The sequence below is a fragment of the Nostoc sp. WHI genome, assembly GCF_015714725.1.
GTDB lineage: Bacteria > Cyanobacteriota > Cyanobacteriia > Cyanobacteriales > Nostocaceae > Nostoc.
Window position 1 is genome coordinate 1 of record NZ_WBKM01000218.1, and the last position, 24854, is coordinate 24854.

At 43.0% G+C, this 24854-nt stretch carries 27 protein-coding genes and 4 pseudogenes; 18 read left to right on the forward strand and 13 right to left on the reverse strand.

Features of this window, described 5'->3' with window-relative positions:
• The 5 genes and pseudogenes from F8S12_RS21505 to F8S12_RS21525 form a co-directional block, all read left to right on the forward strand.
• Positions 1-326, forward strand: a pseudogene (locus F8S12_RS21505) (IS4 family transposase); the annotation flags it as partial.
• A 27-nt stretch (positions 327-353) separates the two neighbouring features.
• A complete protein-coding gene (locus F8S12_RS21510; protein WP_196518261.1) occupies positions 354-650 on the forward strand; it encodes a VVA0879 family protein in 297 nt (98 codons plus the stop codon).
• A gap of 2 nt (positions 651-652) precedes the next feature.
• A complete protein-coding gene (locus F8S12_RS21515) occupies positions 653-1108 on the forward strand; it encodes a hypothetical protein (RefSeq protein ID WP_196518263.1) in 456 nt (151 codons plus the stop codon).
• Positions 1109-1111: 3 nt separating this feature from the next.
• Positions 1112-1315 (forward strand): hypothetical protein, encoded by a 204-nt coding sequence (locus tag F8S12_RS21520; RefSeq protein WP_196518266.1) that lies wholly within the window; start codon positions 1112-1114, stop codon positions 1313-1315.
• Positions 1312-1917, forward strand: coding sequence for an MT-A70 family methyltransferase (locus tag F8S12_RS21525; protein WP_196518268.1), 606 nt, complete (start codon positions 1312-1314; stop codon positions 1915-1917). The genes F8S12_RS21520 and F8S12_RS21525 overlap by 4 nt, the downstream gene beginning before the upstream one ends.
• A 65-nt stretch (positions 1918-1982) precedes the next feature.
• Here the strand turns inward: F8S12_RS21525 and F8S12_RS21530 are convergent, their stop codons facing one another.
• Complete coding sequence (locus tag F8S12_RS21530; protein WP_196518270.1) at positions 1983-2942, reverse strand: cytosolic protein; 960 nt, start codon at positions 2940-2942, stop codon at positions 1983-1985.
• A gap of 40 nt (positions 2943-2982) precedes the next feature.
• Between F8S12_RS21530 and F8S12_RS21535 the strand changes: the two genes are divergently transcribed.
• The 9 genes from F8S12_RS21535 (at position 2983) to F8S12_RS21575 (ending at position 11055) form a co-directional block, all read left to right on the forward strand.
• Positions 2983-3783, forward strand: coding sequence for a DUF5131 family protein (locus tag F8S12_RS21535; RefSeq protein ID WP_196518272.1), 801 nt, complete (start codon positions 2983-2985; stop codon positions 3781-3783).
• Positions 3784-3898: 115 nt separating this feature from the next.
• Positions 3899-5356, forward strand: a complete 1458-nt coding sequence (locus F8S12_RS21540) for a hypothetical protein (RefSeq protein ID WP_196518274.1) — start codon at positions 3899-3901, stop codon at positions 5354-5356.
• A 2-nt stretch (positions 5357-5358) separates the two neighbouring features.
• A complete protein-coding gene (locus F8S12_RS21545) occupies positions 5359-6708 on the forward strand; it encodes a replicative DNA helicase (protein WP_196518276.1) in 1350 nt (449 codons plus the stop codon).
• A 57-nt stretch (positions 6709-6765) separates the two neighbouring features.
• Positions 6766-7209, forward strand: a complete 444-nt coding sequence (locus F8S12_RS21550) for a hypothetical protein (protein WP_196518278.1) — start codon at positions 6766-6768, stop codon at positions 7207-7209.
• Positions 7196-7288: a DNA methyltransferase gene (locus F8S12_RS21555; RefSeq protein ID WP_196518280.1), complete on the forward strand. Its 93-nt coding sequence runs from the start codon at positions 7196-7198 to the stop codon at positions 7286-7288. Before F8S12_RS21550 ends, F8S12_RS21555 begins: the two co-directional genes overlap by 14 nt.
• Positions 7289-7365: 77 nt before the next feature.
• The gene (locus tag F8S12_RS21560) at positions 7366-7758 is read left to right on the forward strand and encodes an ASCH domain-containing protein (RefSeq protein ID WP_196518281.1); all 393 of its coding nucleotides are present in this window, start codon (positions 7366-7368) and stop codon (positions 7756-7758) included.
• Positions 7755-9182 carry a DNA cytosine methyltransferase gene (locus F8S12_RS21565; protein WP_196518282.1) on the forward strand — a complete coding sequence of 476 codons (1428 nt, stop codon included), beginning with the start codon at positions 7755-7757 and terminating at the stop codon, positions 9180-9182. Before F8S12_RS21560 ends, F8S12_RS21565 begins: the two co-directional genes overlap by 4 nt.
• A complete protein-coding gene (locus F8S12_RS21570) occupies positions 9179-9673 on the forward strand; it encodes a DUF1392 family protein (RefSeq protein WP_196518283.1) in 495 nt (164 codons plus the stop codon). Before F8S12_RS21565 ends, F8S12_RS21570 begins: the two co-directional genes overlap by 4 nt.
• Entirely contained in the window at positions 9670-11055 is a 1386-nt protein-coding gene (locus F8S12_RS21575) for a DUF488 family protein, N3 subclade (protein ID WP_196518284.1), read from the forward strand. Before F8S12_RS21570 ends, F8S12_RS21575 begins: the two co-directional genes overlap by 4 nt.
• Before the next feature lie 281 nt (positions 11056-11336).
• On the opposite strand, the gene F8S12_RS21580 is transcribed toward F8S12_RS21575, so the two are convergent.
• From F8S12_RS21580 to F8S12_RS21595, 5 genes and pseudogenes are all read right to left on the reverse strand, one after another.
• Positions 11337-12290: an alpha/beta hydrolase gene (locus tag F8S12_RS21580; protein ID WP_196518285.1), complete on the reverse strand. Its 954-nt coding sequence runs from the start codon at positions 12288-12290 to the stop codon at positions 11337-11339.
• A 440-nt stretch (positions 12291-12730) separates the two neighbouring features.
• Positions 12731-12925, reverse strand: a pseudogene (locus F8S12_RS21585) (DUF7219 family protein); the annotation flags it as partial.
• Between the two features lie 166 nt (positions 12926-13091).
• Positions 13092-13229, reverse strand: coding sequence for a DinB/UmuC family translesion DNA polymerase (locus F8S12_RS42030; RefSeq protein ID WP_331001425.1), 138 nt, complete (start codon positions 13227-13229; stop codon positions 13092-13094).
• Positions 13230-13634: 405 nt separating this feature from the next.
• Positions 13635-13796 (reverse strand): hypothetical protein, encoded by a 162-nt coding sequence (locus F8S12_RS21590; protein WP_196518289.1) that lies wholly within the window; start codon positions 13794-13796, stop codon positions 13635-13637.
• Positions 13797-13837: 41 nt separating this feature from the next.
• Entirely contained in the window at positions 13838-14404 is a 567-nt protein-coding gene (locus tag F8S12_RS21595; protein ID WP_196518291.1) for a hypothetical protein, read from the reverse strand.
• A gap of 185 nt (positions 14405-14589) precedes the next feature.
• Between F8S12_RS21595 and F8S12_RS21600 the strand changes: the two genes are divergently transcribed.
• Entirely contained in the window at positions 14590-15972 is a 1383-nt protein-coding gene (locus tag F8S12_RS21600) for a pentapeptide repeat-containing protein (protein WP_196518293.1), read from the forward strand.
• A gap of 186 nt (positions 15973-16158) precedes the next feature.
• Here F8S12_RS21600 and F8S12_RS21605 read toward each other — a convergent pair.
• From F8S12_RS21605 to F8S12_RS40810, 4 genes and pseudogenes are all read right to left on the reverse strand, one after another.
• A pseudogene (locus tag F8S12_RS21605) lies at positions 16159-16530 on the reverse strand (transposase); the annotation flags it as partial.
• A gap of 2 nt (positions 16531-16532) precedes the next feature.
• A complete protein-coding gene (locus F8S12_RS40805) occupies positions 16533-16799 on the reverse strand; it encodes a transposase (RefSeq protein WP_230968179.1) in 267 nt (88 codons plus the stop codon).
• Entirely contained in the window at positions 16792-16926 is a 135-nt protein-coding gene (locus F8S12_RS41705) for a hypothetical protein (protein ID WP_269144838.1), read from the reverse strand. Before F8S12_RS41705 ends, F8S12_RS40805 begins: the two co-directional genes overlap by 8 nt.
• Positions 16927-17111: 185 nt before the next feature.
• Entirely contained in the window at positions 17112-17492 is a 381-nt protein-coding gene (locus tag F8S12_RS40810; protein WP_230968180.1) for a helix-turn-helix domain-containing protein, read from the reverse strand.
• Between the two features lie 87 nt (positions 17493-17579).
• On the opposite strand from F8S12_RS40810, the gene F8S12_RS21615 reads away from it, so the two are divergent.
• The gene (locus F8S12_RS21615; RefSeq protein WP_196518296.1) at positions 17580-17843 is read left to right on the forward strand and encodes a hypothetical protein; all 264 of its coding nucleotides are present in this window, start codon (positions 17580-17582) and stop codon (positions 17841-17843) included.
• A gap of 658 nt (positions 17844-18501) precedes the next feature.
• Positions 18502-18705 (forward strand): CopG family transcriptional regulator, encoded by a 204-nt coding sequence (locus tag F8S12_RS21620; protein WP_196518297.1) that lies wholly within the window; start codon positions 18502-18504, stop codon positions 18703-18705.
• Here F8S12_RS21620 and F8S12_RS40815 read toward each other — a convergent pair.
• The 3 genes from F8S12_RS40815 to F8S12_RS40825 all read right to left on the reverse strand — a co-directional run bounded on the left by F8S12_RS40815 (position 18676) and on the right by F8S12_RS40825 (position 23885).
• Positions 18676-19248 carry a DinB/UmuC family translesion DNA polymerase gene (locus F8S12_RS40815; RefSeq protein ID WP_442946818.1) on the reverse strand — a complete coding sequence of 191 codons (573 nt, stop codon included), beginning with the start codon at positions 19246-19248 and terminating at the stop codon, positions 18676-18678. The two genes, F8S12_RS21620 and F8S12_RS40815, sit on opposite strands and share 30 nt — an antisense overlap.
• Positions 19152-19766: a DNA polymerase IV gene (gene dinB, locus F8S12_RS40820; RefSeq protein WP_230968182.1), complete on the reverse strand. Its 615-nt coding sequence runs from the start codon at positions 19764-19766 to the stop codon at positions 19152-19154. The genes F8S12_RS40815 and dinB overlap by 97 nt, the downstream gene beginning before the upstream one ends.
• Before the next feature lie 342 nt (positions 19767-20108).
• On the reverse strand, positions 20109-23885 hold the full coding sequence (locus tag F8S12_RS40825; RefSeq protein ID WP_230968183.1) for a hypothetical protein: 3777 nt from the start codon (positions 23883-23885) through the stop codon (positions 20109-20111).
• Positions 23886-24401: 516 nt separating this feature from the next.
• Between F8S12_RS40825 and F8S12_RS21670 the strand changes: the two are divergent.
• A pseudogene (locus F8S12_RS21670) lies at positions 24402-24854 on the forward strand (IS4 family transposase); the annotation flags it as partial.

Sequence of the window (24854 nt, forward strand, 5' to 3'; positions counted from 1 at the left end):
GTTATAACTTAGAAGATACTAAGGCATCAGGAAAACGGTTAATTTCTCTAATTTTATTAATCTCGCTTGCCTATACATCTGCAACTATATCTGGTCAAGAAATTAAACGTATGGGTGTTCAAAAATATGTCGGTCGAATTAAAGAATCGGGGCGGACAGTTCGCCGTCATAGCAGTTTTTATATTGGATTATATGGAGCTAACTGGGTCAATTTTATGGAAAATTCTTACGAACTGGTGGCGGAGTTAATGACATTAGCTCCTAATAAGCGAAAGTATTATCAACAAGGAGAAAGGGCTATGAGGCTTATTTTATCTGCATTCTAGCCCTTTTTGTCCCCCCGTAAGTTAAACATGAATAAAGAACAGTGGCTAACTCAAGGACAAATACTATTTGGTAAAGACGTAATGCAATGGAAATTCAAATGCCCATACTGTGGTCATATTGCTACTGTTGCGGATTACAAAAAAGCTGGCGCACCAGAGTCTGCCGCAGGATTTTCTTGTGTAGGACGATGGATGCCAGTTTGTAAAGAGGCTTTCGATGATAAGGATAAGCACAAGATTCCTTGTAATTACGCTGGCGGCGGATTAATTGAAATTAATCCCGTTGATGTTGATGGAATTAAAGTTTTTGAATTTGGGGTTTAAATATGGAACTGGGATTATTTCAAAAAGATGCACTCATTGAAAAACTGGCAAAAGCCTTTTATAGAATCCAAGGTTATGTAGTTAGACAAGACTACCGAATGCAAGATGCAACTCATCCGGCTGAGAAAGCTTGTGTAAAAATGGCGTTCACTGCTGTTGAAGAAGTAGAATTTGCGCTTACTGATGACGACGATACAGAAATGATTACTTGGCAACAAGGCCAATCATTGAGTGAAGACCACCAGTATTACTTCTGCAAATATGAGGAATTTGCTTTAACTCTTCTGATTTCACCTGTAATAAATACCACCCGTGTAGAAGTTTATCTGGGAAATACAAGAATTTACGTTTTTGAAAAAGAAATTACTAAGGAGCAAGCAACCCAAGAACTCCAGGATTTCTTAAGCACACTTGCTGCACAGCTACAAACTTTAAGCCGAATTCAGTTTCAGGAATAATTTATGAAAGTCGTAGTTCAAGTAGTTGAAAAAGTTATTAGCGAAGCACACATTTATCTACCTGATGGATTGGCAGAAGAAGCCATCAAACAAGTCATCACAGATCGATATAATTCCGGCGAAATGACTCCTGATTTAAATATCTTTCAGGTTGACTTTGAATCTATCAGTGCAACGATTGTCCAACGACCGCAGGAGGTAGTATGAGACTCACAACTCTGCAAGGCCAGTACCAGTGCATTATTATAGATCCTCCCTGGTTCTACAGACTTCGTTCTAAAGACAAAACTCACCGCAACCGCATCCCCTATCAACCAATGCGAACTGAGGAAATTCTGGCTCTGCCCATTCCCGAATTATGCCATTGCAATGGCTGTATCCTCTGGCTCTGGTTTACGAACAATCACATGGTCGAAGCGGCTCAATGTTTACAGGTATGGGGATTTGAACTCAAGACTATTTTGACTTGGGAAAAAGTCACCAAAGATGGCACTAAAACACATCTTGGGGTGGGACATTGGCTGCGGAATTCGACTGAACACTGTGCAATGGCTGTTCGTGGAAATGTGAAAGCTTTCTCTGGACGAACACTCACAAACGAGTCCACCATCCTGCACTCTCCCAGGCGTGAGCATTCCCGTAAGCCCGAAAGTTTCTACCAACTCGTAGACAAACTGTGTCCAGACATAACCAAGCTGGAGATGTTCGCACGCGAGTCTAGGGACGGCTGGGACTGTTGGGGGGATGAGGCTCTGAAGTTTGATCAGCCTGTTGAGGGACGTGATGGAGATACTTCGTTAAGTGCTTAATTAGAGCTAATTTAAGCACTTAAAGTGTACTGAACCTGGAAAACTAAATATTAAATTCTTCAATGCTAATTTTCTGGGGGATTGTCAGTTGTAGAGGACTGGTAGATTTGACGTAATTCATCAACTGTAGTTACTGTTTTTATCCCATTTCTCACTGCTCTTAATAGTTCAACGTCTTCCAACGATGAAATTTCTGGCACTAGGTTTAATGCTTCAGGGCCAAACTTGAGTTCCAAGCCTAATTTTATTGCTTCTACCAATTCTTCCATTCGGGCAATTCGCTCAAATGATGTCACGTACTGCATACGTTGTTCTGCCTCTAATTGTTCTACTTCCCGTTGAAATTCTCGTTCTAAATCTAATGGTAGCGTCAACATCCAGTCAATAAAAGCCAACAGGTTAACAACAGCCTCGCGTTCAAACCCTTGCTCATACAACCGACGCACTAAATTCAGTTTTGATTGTTTCCTTTGCGACCTATTACTGCGGGTTTGCACTGCTGCCAAGTGAGCCATTACCACCGTAGCAAAGGGGTTGCGACTGGCTTCTAGCTCTGACAACCAATGTTTATAGTCTAGCAGCTTGATTACAGGAAACTGAAAATCAACCGTACAACCAAACAAATCGTACCCAAACTGCGATGGTCGCCAGTTGATGTTGTCATCCCCCAGTATCGCGCATGATGCAACAGAGCGATCGTAACGGTCAAAAATTCGATAGTTGTAGACAAACATCCGTTTAGGAAAATCGGTTTCCTCTTGACTTTGGATTTCTATATGAATCAACAGCCAAGATTCTTCGCCCCCAATGCGATAGATTTTCACCAATTTATCAATTAGTCGTTTTCCTAATTCAGCATCACGAACTACTTGCTGTAACTCTTGATCTAGAAACTCGAAACCTCTACTCCAATCAATTTCACTGTGTGCTTGGGGAAAAAAGAACAACATGAAGTCTTGAAAATACAACTGTAGTATTTGCTTCCAAGGAGAATCGTATTCAGTTTGAGGTGTTTTATTAGCCATTTTCAAATGTATTGTCTAATTTCAAATTTCAGAGGTGTTTATGCCAACAAACATAGAATGGACAGACTTAACAGATAATATCATCCGTGCCAAAGTCGGCGGTTGGTGGTGTCAAAAAATCTCCGAGGGGTGTAAAAATTGCTATAGCGAAAAGCTGAATCAAAATTCTTTCTTTGGTGGGAATAAGCAACCCTACTCTGGGCAACCACCAGAGCTAGTGTTAGATACAGAAGCTATTCGGAAATGGGGGTTCCAAAGAAAACCAAAAAAGCATTTTGTTTCTTCAATGACAGATGTTTTTGGTGAATGGGTTCCGCGTTTTTGGCAACATGAAATGCTGGACGGAATGTTCGCTGCTCCTTTGCAAACATTCCAAATACTTACCAAGCGTCCAGAAATTATGTTTTCATCCGTGGCGGAATGGCTTGATAGTCAAGAGCTAGACAAACTGCCTTCAAATATTTGGGTTGGCACTTCTATTGAAAATAGTCGCACTCTTGAAGAACGTAGTCAATTCCTTGCTCAGATTCCTGTTGATATTCGGTTTTGGTCGGTTGAGCCATTACTAGAAGATTTGGGCGATGTAAGTCCGTATCTAAACCAAGTTCAATGGTTAATCTGTGGCGGAGAGTCTGGCCCAAATTCAAGACCATGCCACATTGAATGGCTTGAATCAATTATCCAACAGTGTCACGTAGTTAAAACACCTGTGTTTATGAAGCAGTTGGGGGCGAATGCAATATTTGACCAACAAAGATTTAAAACCTGCGACAAGAAAGGGGGAGACATTGAAGAGTTTCCACAACATTTACAAGTTAGAGAATTTCCTTTTTCAATATGAGAGTAAAAGCAAATCCCCCACACTGTTTTTCACAGGCAGGGGAAGGAAAAGTTTTTTGTAGGGTTCTAACGATGAGTTTAACAGAAAAAATAAACATTGCTGGAGGATTTAAAAGATGACTACCGACAGCTTTAGCGATAACAGAAGAAAACGCCATATTTACATGGATAGTAAATTAGATGATTTACCCCTAACAATGGAGGCATATCGTGTTTACTGTCATTTGTGCCGTCGTGCTGGTTGTGACAACAATGCTTTTCCTTCCTATAAGTCTATTGGAGAGGCTTGCTTTCGCGGTTCTTTCCCTCATTCACCAACTGAGAGCTTACGCCGAAAAGCGATCGCCGCGGTCAATGAACTCATTTCCTGGAATTTAGTCACCAAAACCAGTAGAGAAAAAGACGGTTTCCAAACCTCAAATCATTACAGCCTGACGGATCTGGAAGATTGGTTTCCCTACGCAACAAAACCATCTTCCTTGATCCGAGGCAAGAAAGATTCAAGTGGAGAAGGGAGAATACCCAGGGGTGCTGGGGGGACACTGGGAGTAGCGTTGGGGGAACACCCCAGGGGTGCTGGGGGAACACCCCCGGTAGTGCTGGGGGGACACCCCGGTAGTGCTGGGGGAACACCCAAAGATTATCCAATTAAAGATCATCCAATTGAAGTCTATCCACTCAAGGACGCGCCCCTGGCAACGCCACCCGCGCCCCCCACCCATCAAAGTGTGTGTGAAAAAGAAAAACTTGATTTGACAACGGAAGAAATTGAACTTGAAAAACCAACTCCAGAAAAACCAAGCTTAGAAGAATCAACCCTACAATTACCTGCTTCCTTGTCAAAAAAATCCGAGTCTTCGCAACAAACCGATAACCCCTCAAGAGGATCAACTATTGCGGCGGGGTTGTTCGAGAAATCCGAACAATCAAATAAGCCGCAACTAACCTGTCCGTACAAAACAGCCCGGAACGTGGAAGAACTGATTGATGCCTGGCTAACAGACCCGACTGCTATGAGTGATGATTCTCTACCACTGCTTGTCAGAGAAACAATCAAGTGGAATCGCTGGGTTTTACCTTGGCGCAATGGAGAGCGAAAGCTGAATAACTTGTACCAGAACTTCAACCCGGTAGTCGTGGACTTCCTAGCACAAGAATTAGCCACTAAGTCTAAACGCTCGGCACAACTTGAAATAACTCATGCGATCGCAGTAATCAACACCTGGGAGAAAACCAAGGGTGGGTGGACGAATTTGAATCAGCGTTATCAGCAAGCACTATTGCAAACACAGAAACAACCCCTACCTCAACACCATACTGCTTTGGCTCACAGAGTAAAAAACACCACTAACAGTTCGCTCGAAGATGCGTTGGCACAAGACCGAATGCGCCGTCAGCAAGAGGAATCCATTCGGGTTCCATCCAATGGGTATCAACATAGCCCACAAATGCTGGAGCTAAAAGCAAAACTTCAAGCCGCAGCCAACACCCCAAAAGTTCCGAGCAACACCAGAGCATCTTCCATGAATTTGCGAGAAGTTGAAGCGCAGTTAAAATTAGCACTAAGAGCATAATTATGCATCCTAATCAAGACAACGTAATTCCTTTTGGCTCTAACTATCCAGTTTCAGATTTGCCCCCACAAAACATTGAAGCTGAAGAAGCGATTTTGGGCGGGATTATGCTTGACCCAGAAGCAATGACTAGAGTCAGCGATCGCCTAGTAGTGGAAGCCTTTTACATCAGCGCCCACTCATATATCTATCAAGCCGCAGTCCGACTTCATGCTACATACCAACCCACAGATTTACTAAGCGTCACCGCATGGTTGTCTGACCACAATTTACTAAACCGCATTGGTGGCAGAAATAAGTTAGCGACTTTGGTAGACCGCACTGTGTCCGCCGTCAACATCGATGCTTTGGCCGATCTGGTGATGGAGAAATATCGACGACGGCAGTTAATCAAAGTGGGCAATGAAATTGTCCACCTTGGCTACGAAACAGAAACTGAACTGCCACTTGTACTATCGCAAGCTGAGGCGAAAGTTTTCACCGTTACCCAAAATCAAAGCGATGAACGCTGCAAGGTTTTCTCTGCACAAGACATGGGCATTGAACTTTTTCAAAAGCTGGAGATGGGAAACATGGCAGGCGACAGAATTGGTTGGTACGACCTCGAAAATATCACCGGTGGCATTTATCCAAGCAGCTTGGTAGTAGTGGCTGCTGAATCCCACATGGGGAAAACTCACTTTATGATTTCTTACGCTTACGAAATCATGACTAAGCTCGGATTACCTGTTCTGTACGTAACCCCTGAGATGGACAAGAATCAACTCAATGCCCGAATGCTTGCCCGAATCACAGGCGTAGACGCTTCTATGATTCAAACCAATACTCAGTGCTACTGGGAGCAAATAGCACAAGGCATAGGACAGATGGTGGAACTGCCTTGGAAGGTTTACGAGCATTCCTCCCCTACAACCACAATGATTGCTTCTGCTGTGCGCCGTGCCATTGCCGAATTCGGTGGTTCTATTGGGGCTGTGTTTATTGATTACTTGCAGCAGATTCCTCTGGAATCTGGGGGGAATATGGCTTTTGAAGTCGGCAAGATTACCCGCCAGATTCGGGATATTGCCAAGTCTCACAAAATCCCTGTTTTCCTGGGCTGTCAAATCAATCGGGGGAATCAAACAACGGCTGATAAACGCCCCAATCGTCATTTACTTCGCAACTCTGGCGAAATCTTTGAGGTTTGTGACCAGTTAATCATGCTTTACCGCGATGCTGTCTACACAAAAGACCCAAGCGACCGCACTATTGAGTTGATTGTTGAGAAAAACCGCCTTTACGGTAAGCTCGGCACTGCGACGATGTTGTGCGATTTATCTACATCGAAATTTTTGAACTTGGCGAGGTAAACGGGATGGAGTTAATTAATTTGGTGTGCTAATTATACAATCCAAAGAGCTAGTAATATGCTGACAACAAATGAATTAATAGCTTTTGAACCACTGCGAGATAAATGCTTGCGACATTTGCAATCAGCTACATCTCTTTGCATTGGTGGTTTTGTTAACCCCGACCGTGATTTTTTGAACGAAGAGTACTCGGTTTTTTCTCAAGATTTACGTCGCCAAAAATTTGCAAGTCATCCTCAAGATTTAGTTAATGCTTTCTGGAGTGCTGTTTTTGAGTTAGAGCATCATCAAAAACTTTATCCTAATTCACTGATTGTGATTAGAAATCGGCTTTGTAGAATCATTAACTTCCGGTGTAAATATCCAGTTGAGATTGAATATAGGGTATTTACAAAATATAGAAATGGAAGGTTAAAAACAATTATTTACTCAACAATACTCAATAAACCCATCCAACGAGTTTTACTCATAGATCCATTGACCAAATATGAACATACTTGATCCATTTGCTGGCACTGGCACTACTCTCAAGTGTGCTAAAGACCTCAATCGTGGCGCTGTGGGTATCGAAATCAACTAACAATATTGTGAGATTGCTGCTACTCGTTTATCGCAGCAGGTTTTGGCTTTGTTCAGTCAATCATCAGCATAAATGTTATGAAAGCACTTTCAGTTCGTCAGCCTTGGGCATGGGCTATCATTCACTCGACCAAAAATATTGAAAACCGTGACTGGACTATCAATTATCGCGGCGATATTCTCGTTCACGCTGGCAAAACTTGTACTAAAAGAGAATATTACCAAGCACAAGAATTTTGTCACAATATGGGCGTGTCTATTCCAGAGTTAATCTCTCTACGTCGCGGTCAAGTTATTGGGATTGTCACAATAGTAGACTGCAAGTTTTCACAAGTTGCGTCTGGTTGGGGAATGCCTGGGCAATATCACTGGAAGCTGGAGAATCCACGCGAGATCACACCAATTCCTTACGTCGGGCGGTTGGCGATTTTTGAAGTACCCGATGATTTGGTTATGGAGGTGGCTGCATGACTAAATCAGTAATAGTTGAGTTATCTGCAATACCCGAAAAGTTCTTAGAGGACGACCTTAAAAGCATACAAATTCATAGCCAAGGATGCTTATATCCGTACCTCGAAAAGAAAAAGCTACTTGATGGAACCATAGCCTTTTACCCACGAGTTATAGGCCAACGTGACCCAGACAACCCGACTCAGTGGCGATGGGGTTTTAACTGGGAAGAACGAGTTAATGGAGTGTGTATTGGACGAAGTATAGGCTCAATTCCCCCTGGCGCTGTGCCAATGATTCGTCTAATGCAACAGCAGGGGGCAACTAGGGAAGATATTATCGCCTTTATCAAAAAAGCGAAAACCAAAAAGCCATCACTAAAATTGGATGTCTGCAAAAATTTTGATAACACAGATAAAAAACCCACACTACCAGATAATGCACCGATCGCTATAGTACTTTTCGCTGGTGGCGGCGGGATTGAAGCGGGGATGGTACAGGCTGGTATTCGCCCAGTCATTGCAGTGGAACATGACCCAAGTAAGCCAGACTTGAGCAGGGCGATCGCCAAAACCCATCACCACAACTTTAGCGAGTATGGCTGTAGAATAATCCAACTAACAGTGCAAGAAGTAGCACAGTTAGGATTTCTAGGTTTTCCACGAAGACCTGACTATCTCCATGCTTCCCCAGTGTGCGCCAACTTCAGTCAAGCTCACACAGCTAAAGCGGGTAAGGGCATTGAAACGGCTGACGACCTGACCGCAGCGATCGCTGTGGCAGAAGCTATCCGACGGTTGCAGCCACGGGTGTTTACGCTGGAGAATGTGCCGCGCTATCAGAACAGTCAGAGTTTCAGTATCATTATGTCAGCTTTGGAACAAAAGGGGTACTCGGTTACTTACAGCGTGGTGAATATGGCTGATTTTGGACTGCCCCAGGCGCGTCGGCGGTTAGTCCTGATTGCTTGCCGGGATTTGGCTATCTCACTACCACCTACATCTGACCCTATTAGTTGGTATGGGGCGATCGCTCATCTAATCCCCACGATGCTTGACTCTCAATTACTGCTCAAGCAACAACAAGCTTTAGATAAATTTTTAGCCGGGAATGCGCCAACACCACTGCTAATAGAAAGAGTTGGTGGACGCAAGTTACCCAAGTACAAGCCAGGGTCGCACCCCGCTAATACCATTCTGCGATCGCATTTCACAGATCACAAGGGCTGTAATCGTAGTAAGTTCGCTGATATTTGGTTGCCAAATGGTACGGTCAAGTCTTTGTCTATCCAAGGTGCAGCCATTTTGCAGGGTTTTCCGTCTTGGTATGAGTTCCCGCCTGAGACTGCTACGGCTGGGTCAATCATCGGCTACTCTGTACCACCCAGTTTCGCAACTCAATTATTCATGTCGGCACAAAGTATTTTGAAAGGAGCAAAAGTGTGACTAACCTTGTCCAAAACCTAGAACAGTGCTGGTACATCTCTCCACCTTGGGGTCAACGAATCCCACCGTTGCTAGTGAGTTTGCTTGAACGGGTGTACGTCAAGAGAGTCAAAGCATTTGGTTACTGCTGTGGTGTCGAATGGTCGCCGCAAGGCTGGAAATACGAAATCAATACTTGCAATGACAACATAAGTGTTTGGGGTAGTGAACTTATTGGTACAGGTAATTTGCGTTCGCCCTTGGCGTTGGCGCAGCCATCGCTGCCCCAAGAAAAACCTGTGTTTCGCTTGGGTGAGTTGGTCGAGTTTCGATTTCACGGTGATGGGCCACCGATCCGCATAGTCCAAGGCATACAACTGATTAACGATTGCTGGTTCTACAGCATCGAATGGATGTCCCCTGCTATATCGGAAAGAGGTGACGAGGTTTTTACCTCCAGAGATTCCATCGCGCGGGTGAGTGACTATGACTTGGAGAGGGTGCGATTATGATCTTCACTTCATACTATGCTGGAAAATTCATCGGTGAGACTGTCTCAATTTCAATCTATCCGCCTCCAAAATGGAAAGGAAGACATTTACCTCTGTTCGCTCCGACTCCCGAACTGCTCAAATGGTGGAAATCATCAGCCCAGGATGCCAGTGCGGAACTCTCATACGAGCGCCAGTTTCAAGAAATTCTCCTGTCCCGCCAGCAGTTGATTGACCTATGGATACTCAAGCAGCAACAATCAAGTACAGATATTACATTGTGCTGCTACGAAAAATTTGGGGATTTCTGCCATCGCCACATCGTTGGGCGGGAGGTGATTGAGCGCAGTCTGCCTCAACTTTGGGGTGGGGAAGTTGGGTTATTGGCTGTCAAAATGTCCACAAATGGGACACAGAATGATTCTATAACTACACCCACACAATTAAATAAGGGTAACGGGTTAACTGATACCCTTAGCAATTCTGACACGGAGACTAGAGAATTTTACGACTGTATTTCAACTCAGTCAATCACCACAAAACCAAGTGTTCCCTCAAATCAAATAGTCAATTCCAGCTATCCGCCCGGAATTCAAAGGCTGTTGTCCAACTGTTATGACGCTGGATATTTCGTGCAGTGCTTACGCCTACCTTGTGGTTACTATCAAATATCGTTGGGCAATGAAGATTTAGGCGAGTGGTCAGAGTTAGGGATGCTGGGAGTGTTGTCGGGGTTGTGCAGTGATTTCTACCGTGCGCGTTTGGTTCCTTCGCTCTTAGCTGCTCCTGAACCCTCACCAAAACCACAGCCAGTTGTTACACCAAAAACCGAATCTCCTAGTCTCATTGCACCAGTGGGCAAGTTGGAGGGAGAAAAGTTAGCCCAAGTTCAGGATTGGTGCGAGTCTGTGAAGCATTTGATGTTCCCCTCTACATCTGGATATGCTGATGGCCGCCGGGAGTTGCATCTGCGGCGATTCGTTAGTCTTGCCACCGCTAAGTCGGGGAAGAAAGCTGAAGTTAAGACGGTTGACCCGTTCAGATACCCTGGTTCTGGTGATATTGAAGAATTGGGCGAGAAGTTGCTGCCCGATTTTCACCAAGCACTCGTGTTATTTTACCCCGCCGGGACACAAATCAAAGTACACCGTGACTCACCAGCTTATGATCAAGGGGCAGCAGAAATCAATGTCATGGGTCGGGCGCGGTTCTCTATCTCCGGTTGTCAGGATACTCGACGCATGGAGTCATACTGGTTAGAGCCGGGGGACTGCATCAGCTTCGACAACAAGCAACCGCATGGTATTGAACGCGTGTCGAGCGATCGCTGGTGCATCTGTTTCTTTAGGCTGAAGCCGGAGTATTTGGTAGGAGAGCAAGTGGAGCAATTGACTTTGATTTGAGCAACACCAAAATGTGAGATCGGGGTTTAATTAACCAATTATCAATTACATTTCGGGCCTGTTGTTGCCCTGCCATCAAAGTTCTAGTAAACTTTACTAGAACTTTGTTCACTACACACTTTTAGATGAACAGTACAGCAAACACTACAACACATCCATCTCTGCCTCCAGGTGGGATCGCTCCGCTCTTACTACCATTTGTCACACTGGGAAATCGAGCGACACTTCCCCCAGTGCCGGCAGTCTATTATTGTGGACAATCTCACCAATACTTGTGCCGCTTAGTACACATGGGTGACGTTTTTTGTCAATGCGTAACTCCTAGACTCTATCTTTTGGATAAACTTCTGAATTGCTTGTAAATACGAGTTACTTCCAGGTTGATAAATTTGGACATGTTTTCCTTTTGGAATTAACAAAAGTTGTTTGGGTTCAAGGGCAGCATCATATAACTGCTGACTCATGTAGGATGGAACAATGCTGTCATCAGTTCCATGAATAAATAAAACGGGAAGACGTAGAGAACGAACTTTAGAAAGAGAATCAAACTTTTGTGTTAGCAGCAAATCGATGGGAAACATCCGTAACCAATCTCTATATTTGATTTGCTCTGCCATTGATGTAAAGGAGCTTTGCACAATTAATCCACTAGCTTCTGGATGTTTTACTGCCAAATCTATAGCAACTGCTCCCCCCATTGATTCGCCGTAAATAACAATTTTATCAGGAGGTATTTGTTGGATTTTTACTAAATAATTCCAGGCTATTTGACTATCTTGATAAAGCTGAGACTCACTGGGAAAATTCCCATTACTACTACCAAAACCTCGGTAGTCAATCACTAACACAGAAAACCCCAACTGTCGCATTGCTTGAAGTCTGCCTATATAATTGTAGTAACCTTTATTATTAGCAGCACCACAAAAGTATAAAAATGTTTTAGGTGATTTTAAAATTTTTACAGGCTCATTTGAAATTAAAGAAACTTTCTCTTTTGGTAATGGTGCTGGAATCCACCAGCCATGTATATATTCATTAGAGTCGGGAATAGGTAAACGCACATCTTTGTAAGGAAGAAGAAAGTCGCGTGAACTAGGTAGCGTTAAGATTTGTGGAATAGGGCGAAATATCAAATAACGCTGCCGAACAAACAAAAATAGACAAGTTGAAATGTAGGCGATCGCTATTACTCCTACGCTTGTTAGCAGCAGTTTTCGAGGATTGCTATATACCATGTTCCTAAAGTTATTTTCCACTACTGCCGAGTTAGTGCGTGATTAAGCGGAGGTTGTGTAGTGTTTGAAATCTACAGGCGGCGGAGTAACCCCAGATGGAATATCACAGAAGACTTGGCTAGATATATGTTCATGATGCCACCATCTAGTTTTAGGAACTTACGTACCGTACAAATTAATCATGGTATACATTTACGAAAATAGGTTCTTTCAGGCTTTTATTAATTATTGTTTAAACTTAAATACACCTGCAATGTAGGGGCAAGCAGTGCTGTGCCCTTACGACAGATATATTTCAAAGCATTCATATTTAGTATTTTATGTCAATGCGTAAGTCCTAATATAATTCGTTTGCTATGTAATACTCTTCAGCTAGAGTTTTGTACTTTATGCAAAAAGAACGAAAAACTTTTAAAGCTGCACTATACGAGGATTAGACGCAATAAACCAATTTGCTGATAAGCATCTTCTGGCTCAAGCTTACCATTGCTTTCTAAACTGGTGATCATGCCAACTTTTTGAGCAAATTCTTGCAAGTTAGCATTAAACACTAAGTTTTCTGGTTTAACTTGTCCGTAGTAGCGACCACGAGGGGAAAGGAATTTATCTTTGTCTTCCTCATGGGACTGATTCATGACTTAACCTCCCTACTAATAAGTTTTCACCAATAATGTCAACCCAGTTTCAACTATCTCCTTAGCCAAATGGCTGTTTGGAAATATAGTTAGCGACTGCTGGAATCATTGCCCAGTAACCTAATAATGCGGTTTTCCAGATCAATCGACTCAAACAGTGCTTTAGCTATCTCAAAAATCGTAGAGAGTTCACTGATGGGAGCAAGCATTGTTTTAATGCGGTTATCTGATAATAGTCATAAAACTTGACTTTCAGAGTTAATGTACGGCCCCGCGTTTCGTGCTGCTCTAACCGTTGCTCCACTATCTGAGCAATCTGTTCGAGTTCCTACAACATCTGACCGACATCACTTAAGTCCTGTGCAAATGAGGTTTCTGCACCAATGGACTTACGAACCCGTTCGCCTCAACTGGTCGATCATCTTCTGCTCTAGCAATCTTATAGCCCACATTCCGCACTTCATGGTGTAATACACGAGGATTTCCAATATCCTACCAATGGTGGTTAAATATAAATCACAAATTACTAAAATTAGCCAGTATTAATACTTAATGATTGAGCATTATTAGGAAATATTCTTGAATATCTGTATGCTACATCTTGAAGTGCGGAATATCGGATGTATGTGTATAAAGGTAACGTTGGTTTTGACTTTTTGGGTTTAAGCGCTGATTTGTAAAGAAAATCTCAAGAGAACAGTTGCCTCTGTTACTTCTGGTCATTAGACTTTGCTCCTCGTGCTATTAACATCCGAGCAATTTGTGCCCGATCTGAGGCACTTGCGTTCGTGTGGGCCTTATTTGCCTCCAGCGCTTGATTGCCCACCTCTGTTACCAGCGCTTTCCCATCATCAGAGGTCGCTTCAAACATTAGTTTGATGGCATCTAAGCTTCCCCAAGAGGCAGCATTTACTAGTGCCCTTCCATCAGGTTTAGCCCCTGCTTGAAGCAGTAGCTTAACTTTTCTGGCCTTCCTCCAGCCCATCCAGCCCAGTAAAGCGCAGAACGCCCTTGTGGATCGCGCACATTTACATTTGTCCCCACATAAATCAATGCCCTTACTTGATTAAGCGATCCACCCCGAATTAATATCTGTTCACGAGTACTCCTCACATCGCCGCGTTGAGCCGCATCAGTGACGTATCGTTGTGTTCCCTGAGTATCGATGTCACCAAATAGAACAGTTCCAATGAAAAGTAGGAATGGGATAAGGATTGCAAAGATAGTTGCCCATTTATTAGAAAATCGATGCCAAAGTAATAAACTGCTCAACGCAACGAGAATGCAACTTAGAATTATAAACCCTGGACTAACCACAAAGGATATAGCAATCCTAGCCAACCAGTCAGGCAGAACAGCCAACCAAGGAAGCAGCACTGGTATGCGAGTCAATAGTAAAAAGCAAAACGCTGAAAAAATCCAAATTAGACCAACTAGAATTCTCAAAGCAGAACGCAGTCCGCGTGATATTTGAAACATGACTAATTTCCCGATAAAAACCTATACACAAGAGTATTTTTTGGACTTTGGATAAAAAAGAATTGTTCGCGCATCTACCTCTTGCCGGAGGCAATATAAAAATAAAAGCGCTTTCAAACGTTGAAATTACGGAATCAATCTTGGTATGACTGTAGCAAAAGTAAATTGATATCCAGTACCCAACCATGCACCAGGACTTCTTTGGTCAAAATCTTCGTGGGCGCTCCTTCAAAGGACAAAACCTTGAGGGGGCAAATTTTAGTGGCACAGATATCAAGAGTGCAGATTTTACAGGGGCTAATCTAAATGGTGCAAACTTCACAGCTGCTAAGGCAGGACTACAAAAGCGTTGGGCTATTTTTTTAGTTTGTGTTTCTTGGGTGCTATCTGGAATTTCAGGATTTTTCTCAGCCTTCACTGGATTATTCATAGCTTTTATATTTGACAGTCCACATCCACTAAATCAGGTTGTCGGCTGGACTTCCTTAATAGTAGTGATTGTTTTATTTATAGTTATCCTTGACCAAGGATTAAAATCAGCCTTAGCCGTCACCTTTGCCTTAACCGTCGCCTTAGCTGTTGCCGTTGCCTTAGCCTTAACCGGAGCCGGAGCCTTAGCCTTCACCGTCGTCTTAGCCTTAGCCTTAGCCGTCACTTTAGCCTTCGCCGTCGCTTTAGCTTTCGCTGGCCCCTTAGCCGTCGCCGGAGACTTCGCCTTAGCTGTTGCCATCGCCTTAGCTATTGCCAACGCCGGAGCTGGAGCCTTAGCCTTCGTCTTCAATGGACTCGGATTCTTCGCCTTCGCCTTCCTCGGAGGCGGAACCGGAATCGCCGCTTCATTATCCTTCGCCTTTGCCTTCCTCGGAGCCTTTGTCTTAGCCTTCGTCTTAGCCGTCGCCGGAATTTTATTTAGTGCTAACATTGGTCGCAGAGCAATGGAAGGAGATGAAAAATACTCTTGGATTCGAAACATCGCTATTGCTTTTGCAGCTATTGGTGGTACAAGCTTTCGCTCTTCTGATTTAACTGATGTTAATTTCACAACCACCACACTAAAAAGTACAGATTTTAGAAAAGCCATTCTAATTCGTACCTGTTTCAACAAAACTAAAAAACTCGACTTTGTTCGCCCTGGAACAACTTACCTTCAAAAAGCACAAGTGGTAAGCGTGTTAAAGACAGGTGTTGGACAGGACAGTAATTTTGACCGTGAAAACCTAAGCGGAATTAACTTTAAAGGAGCTAACTTGATAGATGCCAGTTTTATTGGTGCAGACCTCAGTCAAGCGAATTTACAAGATGCAGATTTATCCAGAGCAAAGCTAGTACAAGCACAGCTTAACGGAACCGACTTGACGGGCGCTAATCTTACTGGAGCATACATTCAAGATTGGGGCATTACCACCGATACTAAATTTGATGGGGTGAGATGTGAATACGTTTATATGCGGCTCCCCACTGCATACAACCCTGATCCACTTCGCAAACCTGATAACAATAAAGAAGTCTTTGCTCCGGGGGAGTTCGCTGATTTCAGTAAACCAAACGATACCGCAAAACAATCTTGAAATACAGTCATGATTAAGAAGCGATCGCTTAATACTTGCATCTGTGCAACAGATTATGCTGGGACATCTACCCGAAAACAGATTTGTACACAATTAATAAATTCCTAGCGTGGCAAAACTTACTAGAGAAGAGCGGAAATCCTGTAATCTTGAGAGGACGTTTGAAAAGTTTTTAGGGGTCAAATTTTATGCTAATCGCCTTACCATGAGTCGAATCATGGCAAGGTAAATAAATGTCTCCGATGTTTCTGGTAATAATTCATAATCTCTGACTAATCGGCGACACCCCATAAGCCAGCCGAAAGTGCGTTCTACGACCCATCGCTTTTTGAGCAAGACAAACCCCTGAGTTTGCTTTGGGCGCAACACTACCTGCACAATCCAACGGCAAACGTCCATTACCCACATCATAAAAGCTGGGCTATCAAAGCCACCATCAGTCCAAATGGTCGTCAAGCGAGAAACCTTGTTACCCATTTTTTTGACGCGCTTGAGTACTTGTTTGCCACCTGACCTTTCTGGCACGCTGGCGGCTGTTACTAAGACTCGTATAGCGATTATCAGTCTTCTGAAGTACAGTAGCAGCAGTGAGTAAACCAACCCAGTAAATTGTCTATCGTCACTTCTGCAAATGCCGCATCTAATGCCTTGAGTAAATCAGGATATGTCCTTGCACCGATGCGACGGAGAATGTTCTTAATCTTCGACCAACAGTTCTCGATGGGTGAAAAATCGGGGGAGTAGGGGGGGAGATAAATGAGGCTAGCTCCAGGAGCGATGATCAAAGCTTCAAGTTCATCACTTTTATGGATCGAGCAGTTATCCATGATCACGACTGCACCAGTCCAAAGTTGGGGTACGAAATGAGAGAGCGATGAAGGCATCAAAGGTCAAGGCATCGATAGAACCTAAACCACTCCACTGAGTGAGCAGTCCGATTCTCGCTAATAGCACCAATCACCGAGACATTTCTCCCTTTGCGAGTTGGCTTTGGAGCATAGGCCCGTTCCCCTGATAAGGCGCGTGCACATTTGCGAATGAAGGACAGATTAACCCCCGATTCATCTAAGAAAATCAGATTTTCCACGGGTATCCCCCTCAAGAGTTTCCAGTACTCAAATCGGGCCAATTGGACTTCATCAGTGCCTTTTTTCGTGGGGTGGAGACTTTTTTTTGAGGTTTAGGTTGAGTTTCCAGCGAACCATCGGATTCACTGTGGCCACCCCAATTAACACCTCTGTTTTCTCATAAAGTCGTTCCCGCAATTCGCTTAACGTCGCATCGGGCTGTGCTGTGACCAGTTGGCGCAGGATTTCTAGCTGTTCGGCATTCAATTTTGTTGGCGTCTGCTCAGTCCGCACCTTGGGGCCGATCGTGCCAAATTCACGATCGCGTTTGAGTAAATTTTGGACAAAACTTAAGGTGACGCCAAAGTTTTTCGCCAGTTTTCGTTGGGAAATGTCACCGCAGGCATAAGCATCAACAATTTTCTGACGCAAGTCGAGAGAGTAGGCTTTCATCGCCACCAGTTATCAGTAAAATTGCTCTTTCCTATTGTACTGCACTAGACTAATAACCGCTATAATGACTTAGAACATGCTTTTGGGATGCTACGTCATCATCAACGTCGTTGTACAGGTCGTAAGGTTGCCCCCTCATCTCTCGTTATTCGTGGTTCCGTCAAACTTGCCTGTGCCATCGCTACTAAACTTCATTCTTTCACCGCATCTGATTTAGCACAAGTTGATATTCATACTTGGCTCGAATTACGCTCTCAATTGCAAAAACACCACAAAGCCAGAATTGAACAGTATCGATTTCGCAGAGATCCCAAGGCTTACCTAGCTAATCTAGAGAGTCGTCTTCTCTAGTAAGTTTTGCCACACTAGAATATAATTCATTTGCTATGTAATACTCTTCAGCTAGAGTTTTGTACTTTATGCAAAAAGAGTGAAAAACTTTTAAAGCTGCCCTATACAAGGATTAGACGTAATCAACCAAGCCCAATACAAAACCCTTGACTGAATACGTGTAAACCAATGGTTATCAAAATTTGGTCAAACATAAATCCACTATTACCCCAAGGAGCAATCGTAGGCTGTGGAGGGCGGTTGTAGCAAGGTCACAGAAGAGGCGATCACTTACATTAGGCGCACTTTCACAAAAATACTCTACCGAGTTATTCACATCAATAGAGTATACAAATTTACTATGATCACCTTTTACCAGCATTCAGTTTATACTTCGGCAAACATTTATACCTCTGTATAAGTACTGCAAATCTTGCCTACAGCGATCGCATCAAGCACTGCATAAGGGCAATCACTCCTGCTAACCTCCTTTTATCACTGCCGCTATCTCTTGACAGCATAGGTCATATTCGTGCGTTGCCCCAGGGACTGTTCAAGGGCAGCGATCGCTACGCAAGAGAAATCAACTTCTCATTTTCGCTTTTATATAGCAGAGGAGAAAAAGTCGTAATTAGTAGGGATAACAACGTTGTTTCCATTAATTCGCCTCCACTAAGTTATGAACAAAAAATGGGCTGTCAAACGAATCACAATAAATCTTGCATCAGCTGAAAGCGAAAAACTTGAAAAATATTGTGCGAGTACAGGTAGACCTGCAACTGATGTGATTCGGGAGTTGATCCGCTTTCTGACAATAACCGAGTTGTCAGCGTCTGAACAGACTACACCTACCTTAAAATATGATGTTCCCATTCTGAAATAATGGCAATTGAATGGCTTGTGACTGTTTGGCGTTATCAAGGTTAGACAAAGAAATCCCCAACAACCTGATGCTCCGATTCTCCAGATCAATCGACTCAAACAGCGCTTTAGCTATCTCAAAAATCGTAGATAGTTCACCGATGGGAGCAAGCATTGTCTTACTGCGGGTTAAACGCTGATAATCAGAGAACTTGACTTTTAGAGTTAATGTGCGACCTCGCGTTTCGTGCTGCTCTAACCGTTGCTCGACAATTTGGGCAATCTGTTCAAGTTCCTGCAACATCTGGCTGATATCGCTTAAGTCCTGTGCAAATGAGGTTTCTGCACCAACGGACTTACGAACTCGATTCGCCTCAACTGGGCGGTCATCTTCTGCTCTGGCAATTTTGTAGTAATAATGACCAGCTTTACCAAAGTGGTGTGTTAGCTCAGTCAGCGATCGCGTTTTCAAATCTGCGCCAGTATCAATCCCCAGCGAATGCATCTTCGCTGCTGTAACTTCTCCAATACCGTGGAACTTCTCAATCGGCAGCTCTCTACAAATGTGATCGCATCCTCCGGCAAAATCACCGTTAGTCCATTCGGCTTGTTCTGGCCTGATGCCATTTTTGCAAGAAACTTGTTAATCGACACGCCTGCGGTTGCCGTCAACTGAGTTTCCTGGAAAATTGCAGTTTTGATGTATCTTGCAATCGTAGAAGCGTAAGTGATATTTTGCTTATTCTCAGTAACATCCAAATATGCTTCATCTAGCGCAACCCCTTCCACTAAATCACTGTAGCGTTTGAAGATAGCGTGGATTCCTGCGGAAATCTCTCGGTAAACGTCGAATCTCGGTCTGACAAAGATAAGCCCAGGACATTTGGCAATTGCTGTTACTGACGGCATCGCGGAATAAATACCAAACTTACGAGCTTCATAACTGGCGGCTGCAACTACGCCTCGCTGATTCGGGCTGCCACCGACTACTAACGGTTTGCCTCGGTAGCTAGGGTTATCCCTCTGCTCCACCGATGCGTAGAAGGTATCCATATCAACGTGAATAATCTTCCTCGTCTGCATTGTTGTTGAAGTATTACCATTTCTACCAAGCGGCGGGAACGACTATTCTCTCTTTAATTTGTGATTCGATATATTTGAGAAATTTCTCACCACAATAGTACATTAGCACTAGCGCTTTTGGGCTTTCATCAGTTTTTTCATTGAGAAAGTTTTTGTAACAATAACGTTATACTTTCGCTTGTGCAATTTGAGTGATGCTATGTGTGCTTAAATAGCCATAATATCCTCGTTAAACCCGCGTGCAAAGAAGGTTTAGGTAGGTTTTTATTATCGTTGTAGTTACCATGTTCAGTATGGTAACTACAACGAGTTTAACCTTTTATATTACCTAGCAAGCTTTCGTTAGGCAATGACAGTAATATTTGCACTAGTAAGCGCTACCTGATTCGAGAACTGGGCTATCTGAACTCGTGCAGCACTACCAACCCCATCTTTATCAAAGAATAGGTTCCCCGTAGTTTGATCGTAGATAAAGCGATCGCCTGCTGTTGTCGCATTAGTACCAAGTCGGAATAAGCTCGAATCCAGTACCGTATCCTGAGATTGGCTCAGTCCAAATTCTGTCTTAGAAACGAAGATAGTATCATCTCCAAGAGTAAAATCAGTAATAGTATCATAGCCACCAGTGCGGCTATCAGCCAGGTTGAAGCTATCTCGACCCATTCCACCAGTTAATACATCTCGACCAACCCCACCAGCGAGTACATCGTCACCTGCACCACCAAGCAAGGTGTCATTGCCGGAACTAGCAAAAAGGCGATCGTTGCCATCAATTCCATTCAAGATGTTAGCGCCAGTATTTCCCGTTAAGATGTTATTAAGGCTGTTACCAGTACCATTGAGTACTGAGCTTCCACTCAGGGTCAAATTTTCCAGGTTATTTACCAACACCCAACTAACTGAAGAATTGACTAAATCTGTACCTGCATTTAAACCTTCAATAATCGTATCGCTGAGGTTGTCTACGATGTAAGTGTCATTGCCGATTCCACCATTGAGACTGTCAGTTCCTGCGCCTCCATCCAAGGTGTCATTACCAGCACCACCCAGCAAAGCGTCATTGCCAGAACCACCAATCAGGCTATCATTACCATCAACTCCATTCAAAATGTTAGCGCCAGTATTCCCAATTAAGATGTTATTAAGGCTGTTACCAGTACCATTGAGTACTGAGCTTCCACTCAGGGTCAAATTTTCCAGGTTATTTACCAACACCCAACTAACTGAAGAATTGACTAAATCTGTACCTGCATTTAAACCTTCAATAATCGTATCGCTGAGGTTGTCTACGATGTAAGTGTCATTGCCGATTCCACCATTGAGACTGTCAGTTCCTGCGCCTCCATCCAAGGTGTCATTACCAGCACCACCCAGCAAAGCGTCATTACCTGAATCACCAATTAGGTTATCATTGCCATTTTCTCCACTTAAGGTGTTAGCAGCAGTATTCCCAATTAAGATGTTATTAAAGCTGTTACCAGTACCATTGATTACTGAGCTTCCACTCAGAGTCAAGTTCTCCAGATTAGCTCCCAACAGCCAACTCACTGAAGACTTAACTAAATCTGTGCCTGCACTAGCGGATTCAATAATCGTGTCGCCGATGGTGTCCACAGTATAAGTGTCATTGCCTTTACCACCAATGAGACTGTCATCTCCTGTACCACCATCTAAGGAATCATTGCCATCACCGCCATCTAGGGTGTCGTTATCACCTAGTCCTTGAAGCGTGTCATTGCCCAGCAATCCTGAGATGATATCCTTATTCACAGTACCAGTCAGTTTGTCTGCTACTGTTGTGCCATTAATCACATTAGGCATTTGATTAACAGTAGTACTACTGCCGCTAATCGTGCCACTGATAAAGTACTGCCCCAAACTACCGTAATCTGTGTAGCCAGTAGAAAGAGGATCGCCTTTGCCGACTCCATCAATAGCTAAATAATAGGTTCCAGCAGTAACAATTGTAGCGATCGCAGCCGATAATAGTTCAGTTGGATTTGATGAGGCAATTAAAGTACCAGCCGAATTATATAGCTGTGCCAATATATCTAGGTTTGGGCCGCGACTAAAGGGATTGACTGTCAAGTCAATCGCACCAGCACCCGTGACAAAACTATAGAAGTCAACGTCTGTGTTGCGCTCGATAATGCCACTACCACTTACAGACGTACCAGAAATGAAGAGTGACTTGGCTGTAGCAATTGTATCACCAGCATCATCCGTTCGATAGTCGAAGCCATTTTGCGTTGTAATAATTTGCAAATCATCTTCAGTATTGTCAGCAGAAGCATACTCACCTTTACTCCACTGGGTTAAGTTTTGGTAGTACCCGATTCCCAGAATCGGGGCCCAGCCAGTATCGCCGCTACCATGTCCATCATAGTATCCCTCCGATGGGCTAATTCGTCCATCATGATCGAGTCCCAGAGTACCCAGAGTATGTCCTACTTCATGAGAAATAGTTTCAGCAACATATTTTTCGTCCTCACTGACGTTGTCAATAAAGACATAAGCGGGAGTATCACTATTCCGGTTAAATGAGCCATTGATAGCGACTCCTTTAATATCTGTATTTTGGGTATACCAACTACCATCACCACCAATCACAACCCGCACACCCCAGCGAGTATCACTAGAATTGTTCTTGATCAAATCATTGATATCTGTAGGTGTTTGGGTGGTAACATTAACATTAAACGGACTAAAATCCTCAGCCACACGCTGCCAGATATACCGGATTCTTTCAAGCTCGGCTGAACTAAAGGACGCTGTATTGCCATCAAAATCAAAGGCAGAGGTGACGATATCAGCCCCACCAGTAAAAAATTCGTTCCAGAAAGTCCCAGAGGTGATATGCCCGTCGAAATCTAAATAAATTGTATGGTTAGCCCCTGGTAAGCTATTAAGTGAAAAAGTTTTAAATAAATCTGCCTCAGCATCAACATCAATCGCCCACAGTTCTACCCCTTGGGTGGCGTTATCAGCAGTAAAATAAAGTTTGCCGTTGCTATAAGTTAAGTTTTCGGGGTTAGAACTACCACTGCCAACATAAATGTCTTTGACAAAAACTGGATTACCTGTAGTCTCGTCTATTTTCCATAGCTCATTACCTGTAGCTGATGTATAGGCGCTGAAGTAGAGAGTACCATTTATATTAGTTAAATTACTGGGATTAGAGCTACCACTACCAGAAACAATATCGATGCGTGTGAGAGTACCATTAGTGCCGATTTTCCACAGTTCGGTCCCACTAATGTTGTCGTTGGCTGAGAAGTAGAGTGTGCCATTGACATTGGTTAAATTACTGGGATTAGAACCACCAAAACCCAAATCGATGCGTGTGGGAGTACCATTAGTGCCGATTTTCCACAGTTCGGTCCCATTGGTATTGTCATAGGCTTGGAAGTAGAGTGTGCCATTGACGTTGGTTAAATTAGTGGGATTTGAACTATAGCTACCTGGGTTAATATCGATAATTTCAGGATTACCCGTAGTAGAATTAATACGCCAGAGTTCAGTACCATTGGTAGTGCTATTAGCAGTAAAATAAAGAGCGCCACTAATATTTATCAAGTTACTAATATTGGGGCTACTGGAGCCATAATTAATTTCTAATCGTACTGTACCCTCGGCTGTACCATCACTTTTCCATAATTCTCTACCATTAACGCCATTATCGGCAGTGAAGTAAAGAGTACCGTCGATATTGAAGAGATTACTTGGAGAGGAACCAGCACCTCCGGTGCGAATATCTTTGACTAAAACCGGATTACCACTGCTGTCTAATTTCCACAACTCATAACCAGTAGTAGAGTTCTGAGCTTGGAAGAACAAGGTGCCATTGACATTAGTTAAATTACTGGGATAAGAACCAAAGACACCAAAAACAATATCAATAGCACTAGGAATTCCAGTAGTCGGGTCTATTTTCCACAGTTCAACATCATCACGGTAGCCAGAAGCTACGAAGTAGAGTATACCATCAACGTTGGTTAAATCCTCAATTCTTCCACCACGAAAACCAGGGTTAATGTCTAATAAGACAGGTTTGCCAGTAGTGGGGTCTACTTTCCACAGTTCTTCGCCATTAATTCCGTTGTCGGCAATAAAGTACAATGTACCGTTGACATCTATGAGGCTATTAGGATTAGAACTACTTGCACCAACGTAGATATCTAATAATACTGGATTACCTGTAGTGGGATTAATGCGGAATAGTTCGCTGCCACTAGTTCCATTATTAGCAATGAAGTAAACCGTTCCACCAGAAATTGTGAAGTTACTGGGATTAGAACTGTTGTTTCCTGGGTTAATATCGCTGACTAAAACTGGGAAATTATTAGCTGGATCTAACTTCCATAGTTCATAACCTGTAGCTAATGTAGTGGCTGTGAAATAGAGAATGCCGTTGATATTAGTGAGATTACTAGGACTAGAACTACCGCTACCAGAAATTATATCAATAACATTAGGAGTTCCAGTAGTAGGGTCTATTTTCCACAGTTCATTTCCAACATCATCTGTACCTTGCAGGGGGACAAAATGGTCTAGAATGCTTATATTACAAAGAGTGTAGCAATTTGTGGTAAAACAAAAAGAGCATTCATTCGCAACAAGCTCTATTTAATGATAATATTACCTGAATTCTACGAAACAAACCTCAAGCGAGAATTGGGACGTGCAGAATATTTATTACTAAAAATCCTGATAAATTTATTACAATCTATTAAAACTGTTAGCATTGAAACACTCGCTACTGCTTTACCTATCCCCATACTTTTTGAAAGTAGAAGAAAAAGGATTCAAAGATTTTTGTCTTTAAATTACATAAATATTGAAGAAATTTGGTTGCCCATTATTAAAAGCTGGTTAGAGATATATTTTCCCTTAAATAAAGTTATTTATGTAGTGATTGACCGGACTAATTGGGGGTGTATTAATCTGTTAATGATTAGCGTGGTTTGGGATAAAAGGTCTATTCCAATATACTTTGAGTTATTAAGTAAATTAGGCTCAAGTAATTTTGACGAACAAAAAGTTGTTTTTAACAAAGCACTGCCGCTTTTTAAAAATTATAAAACCGTT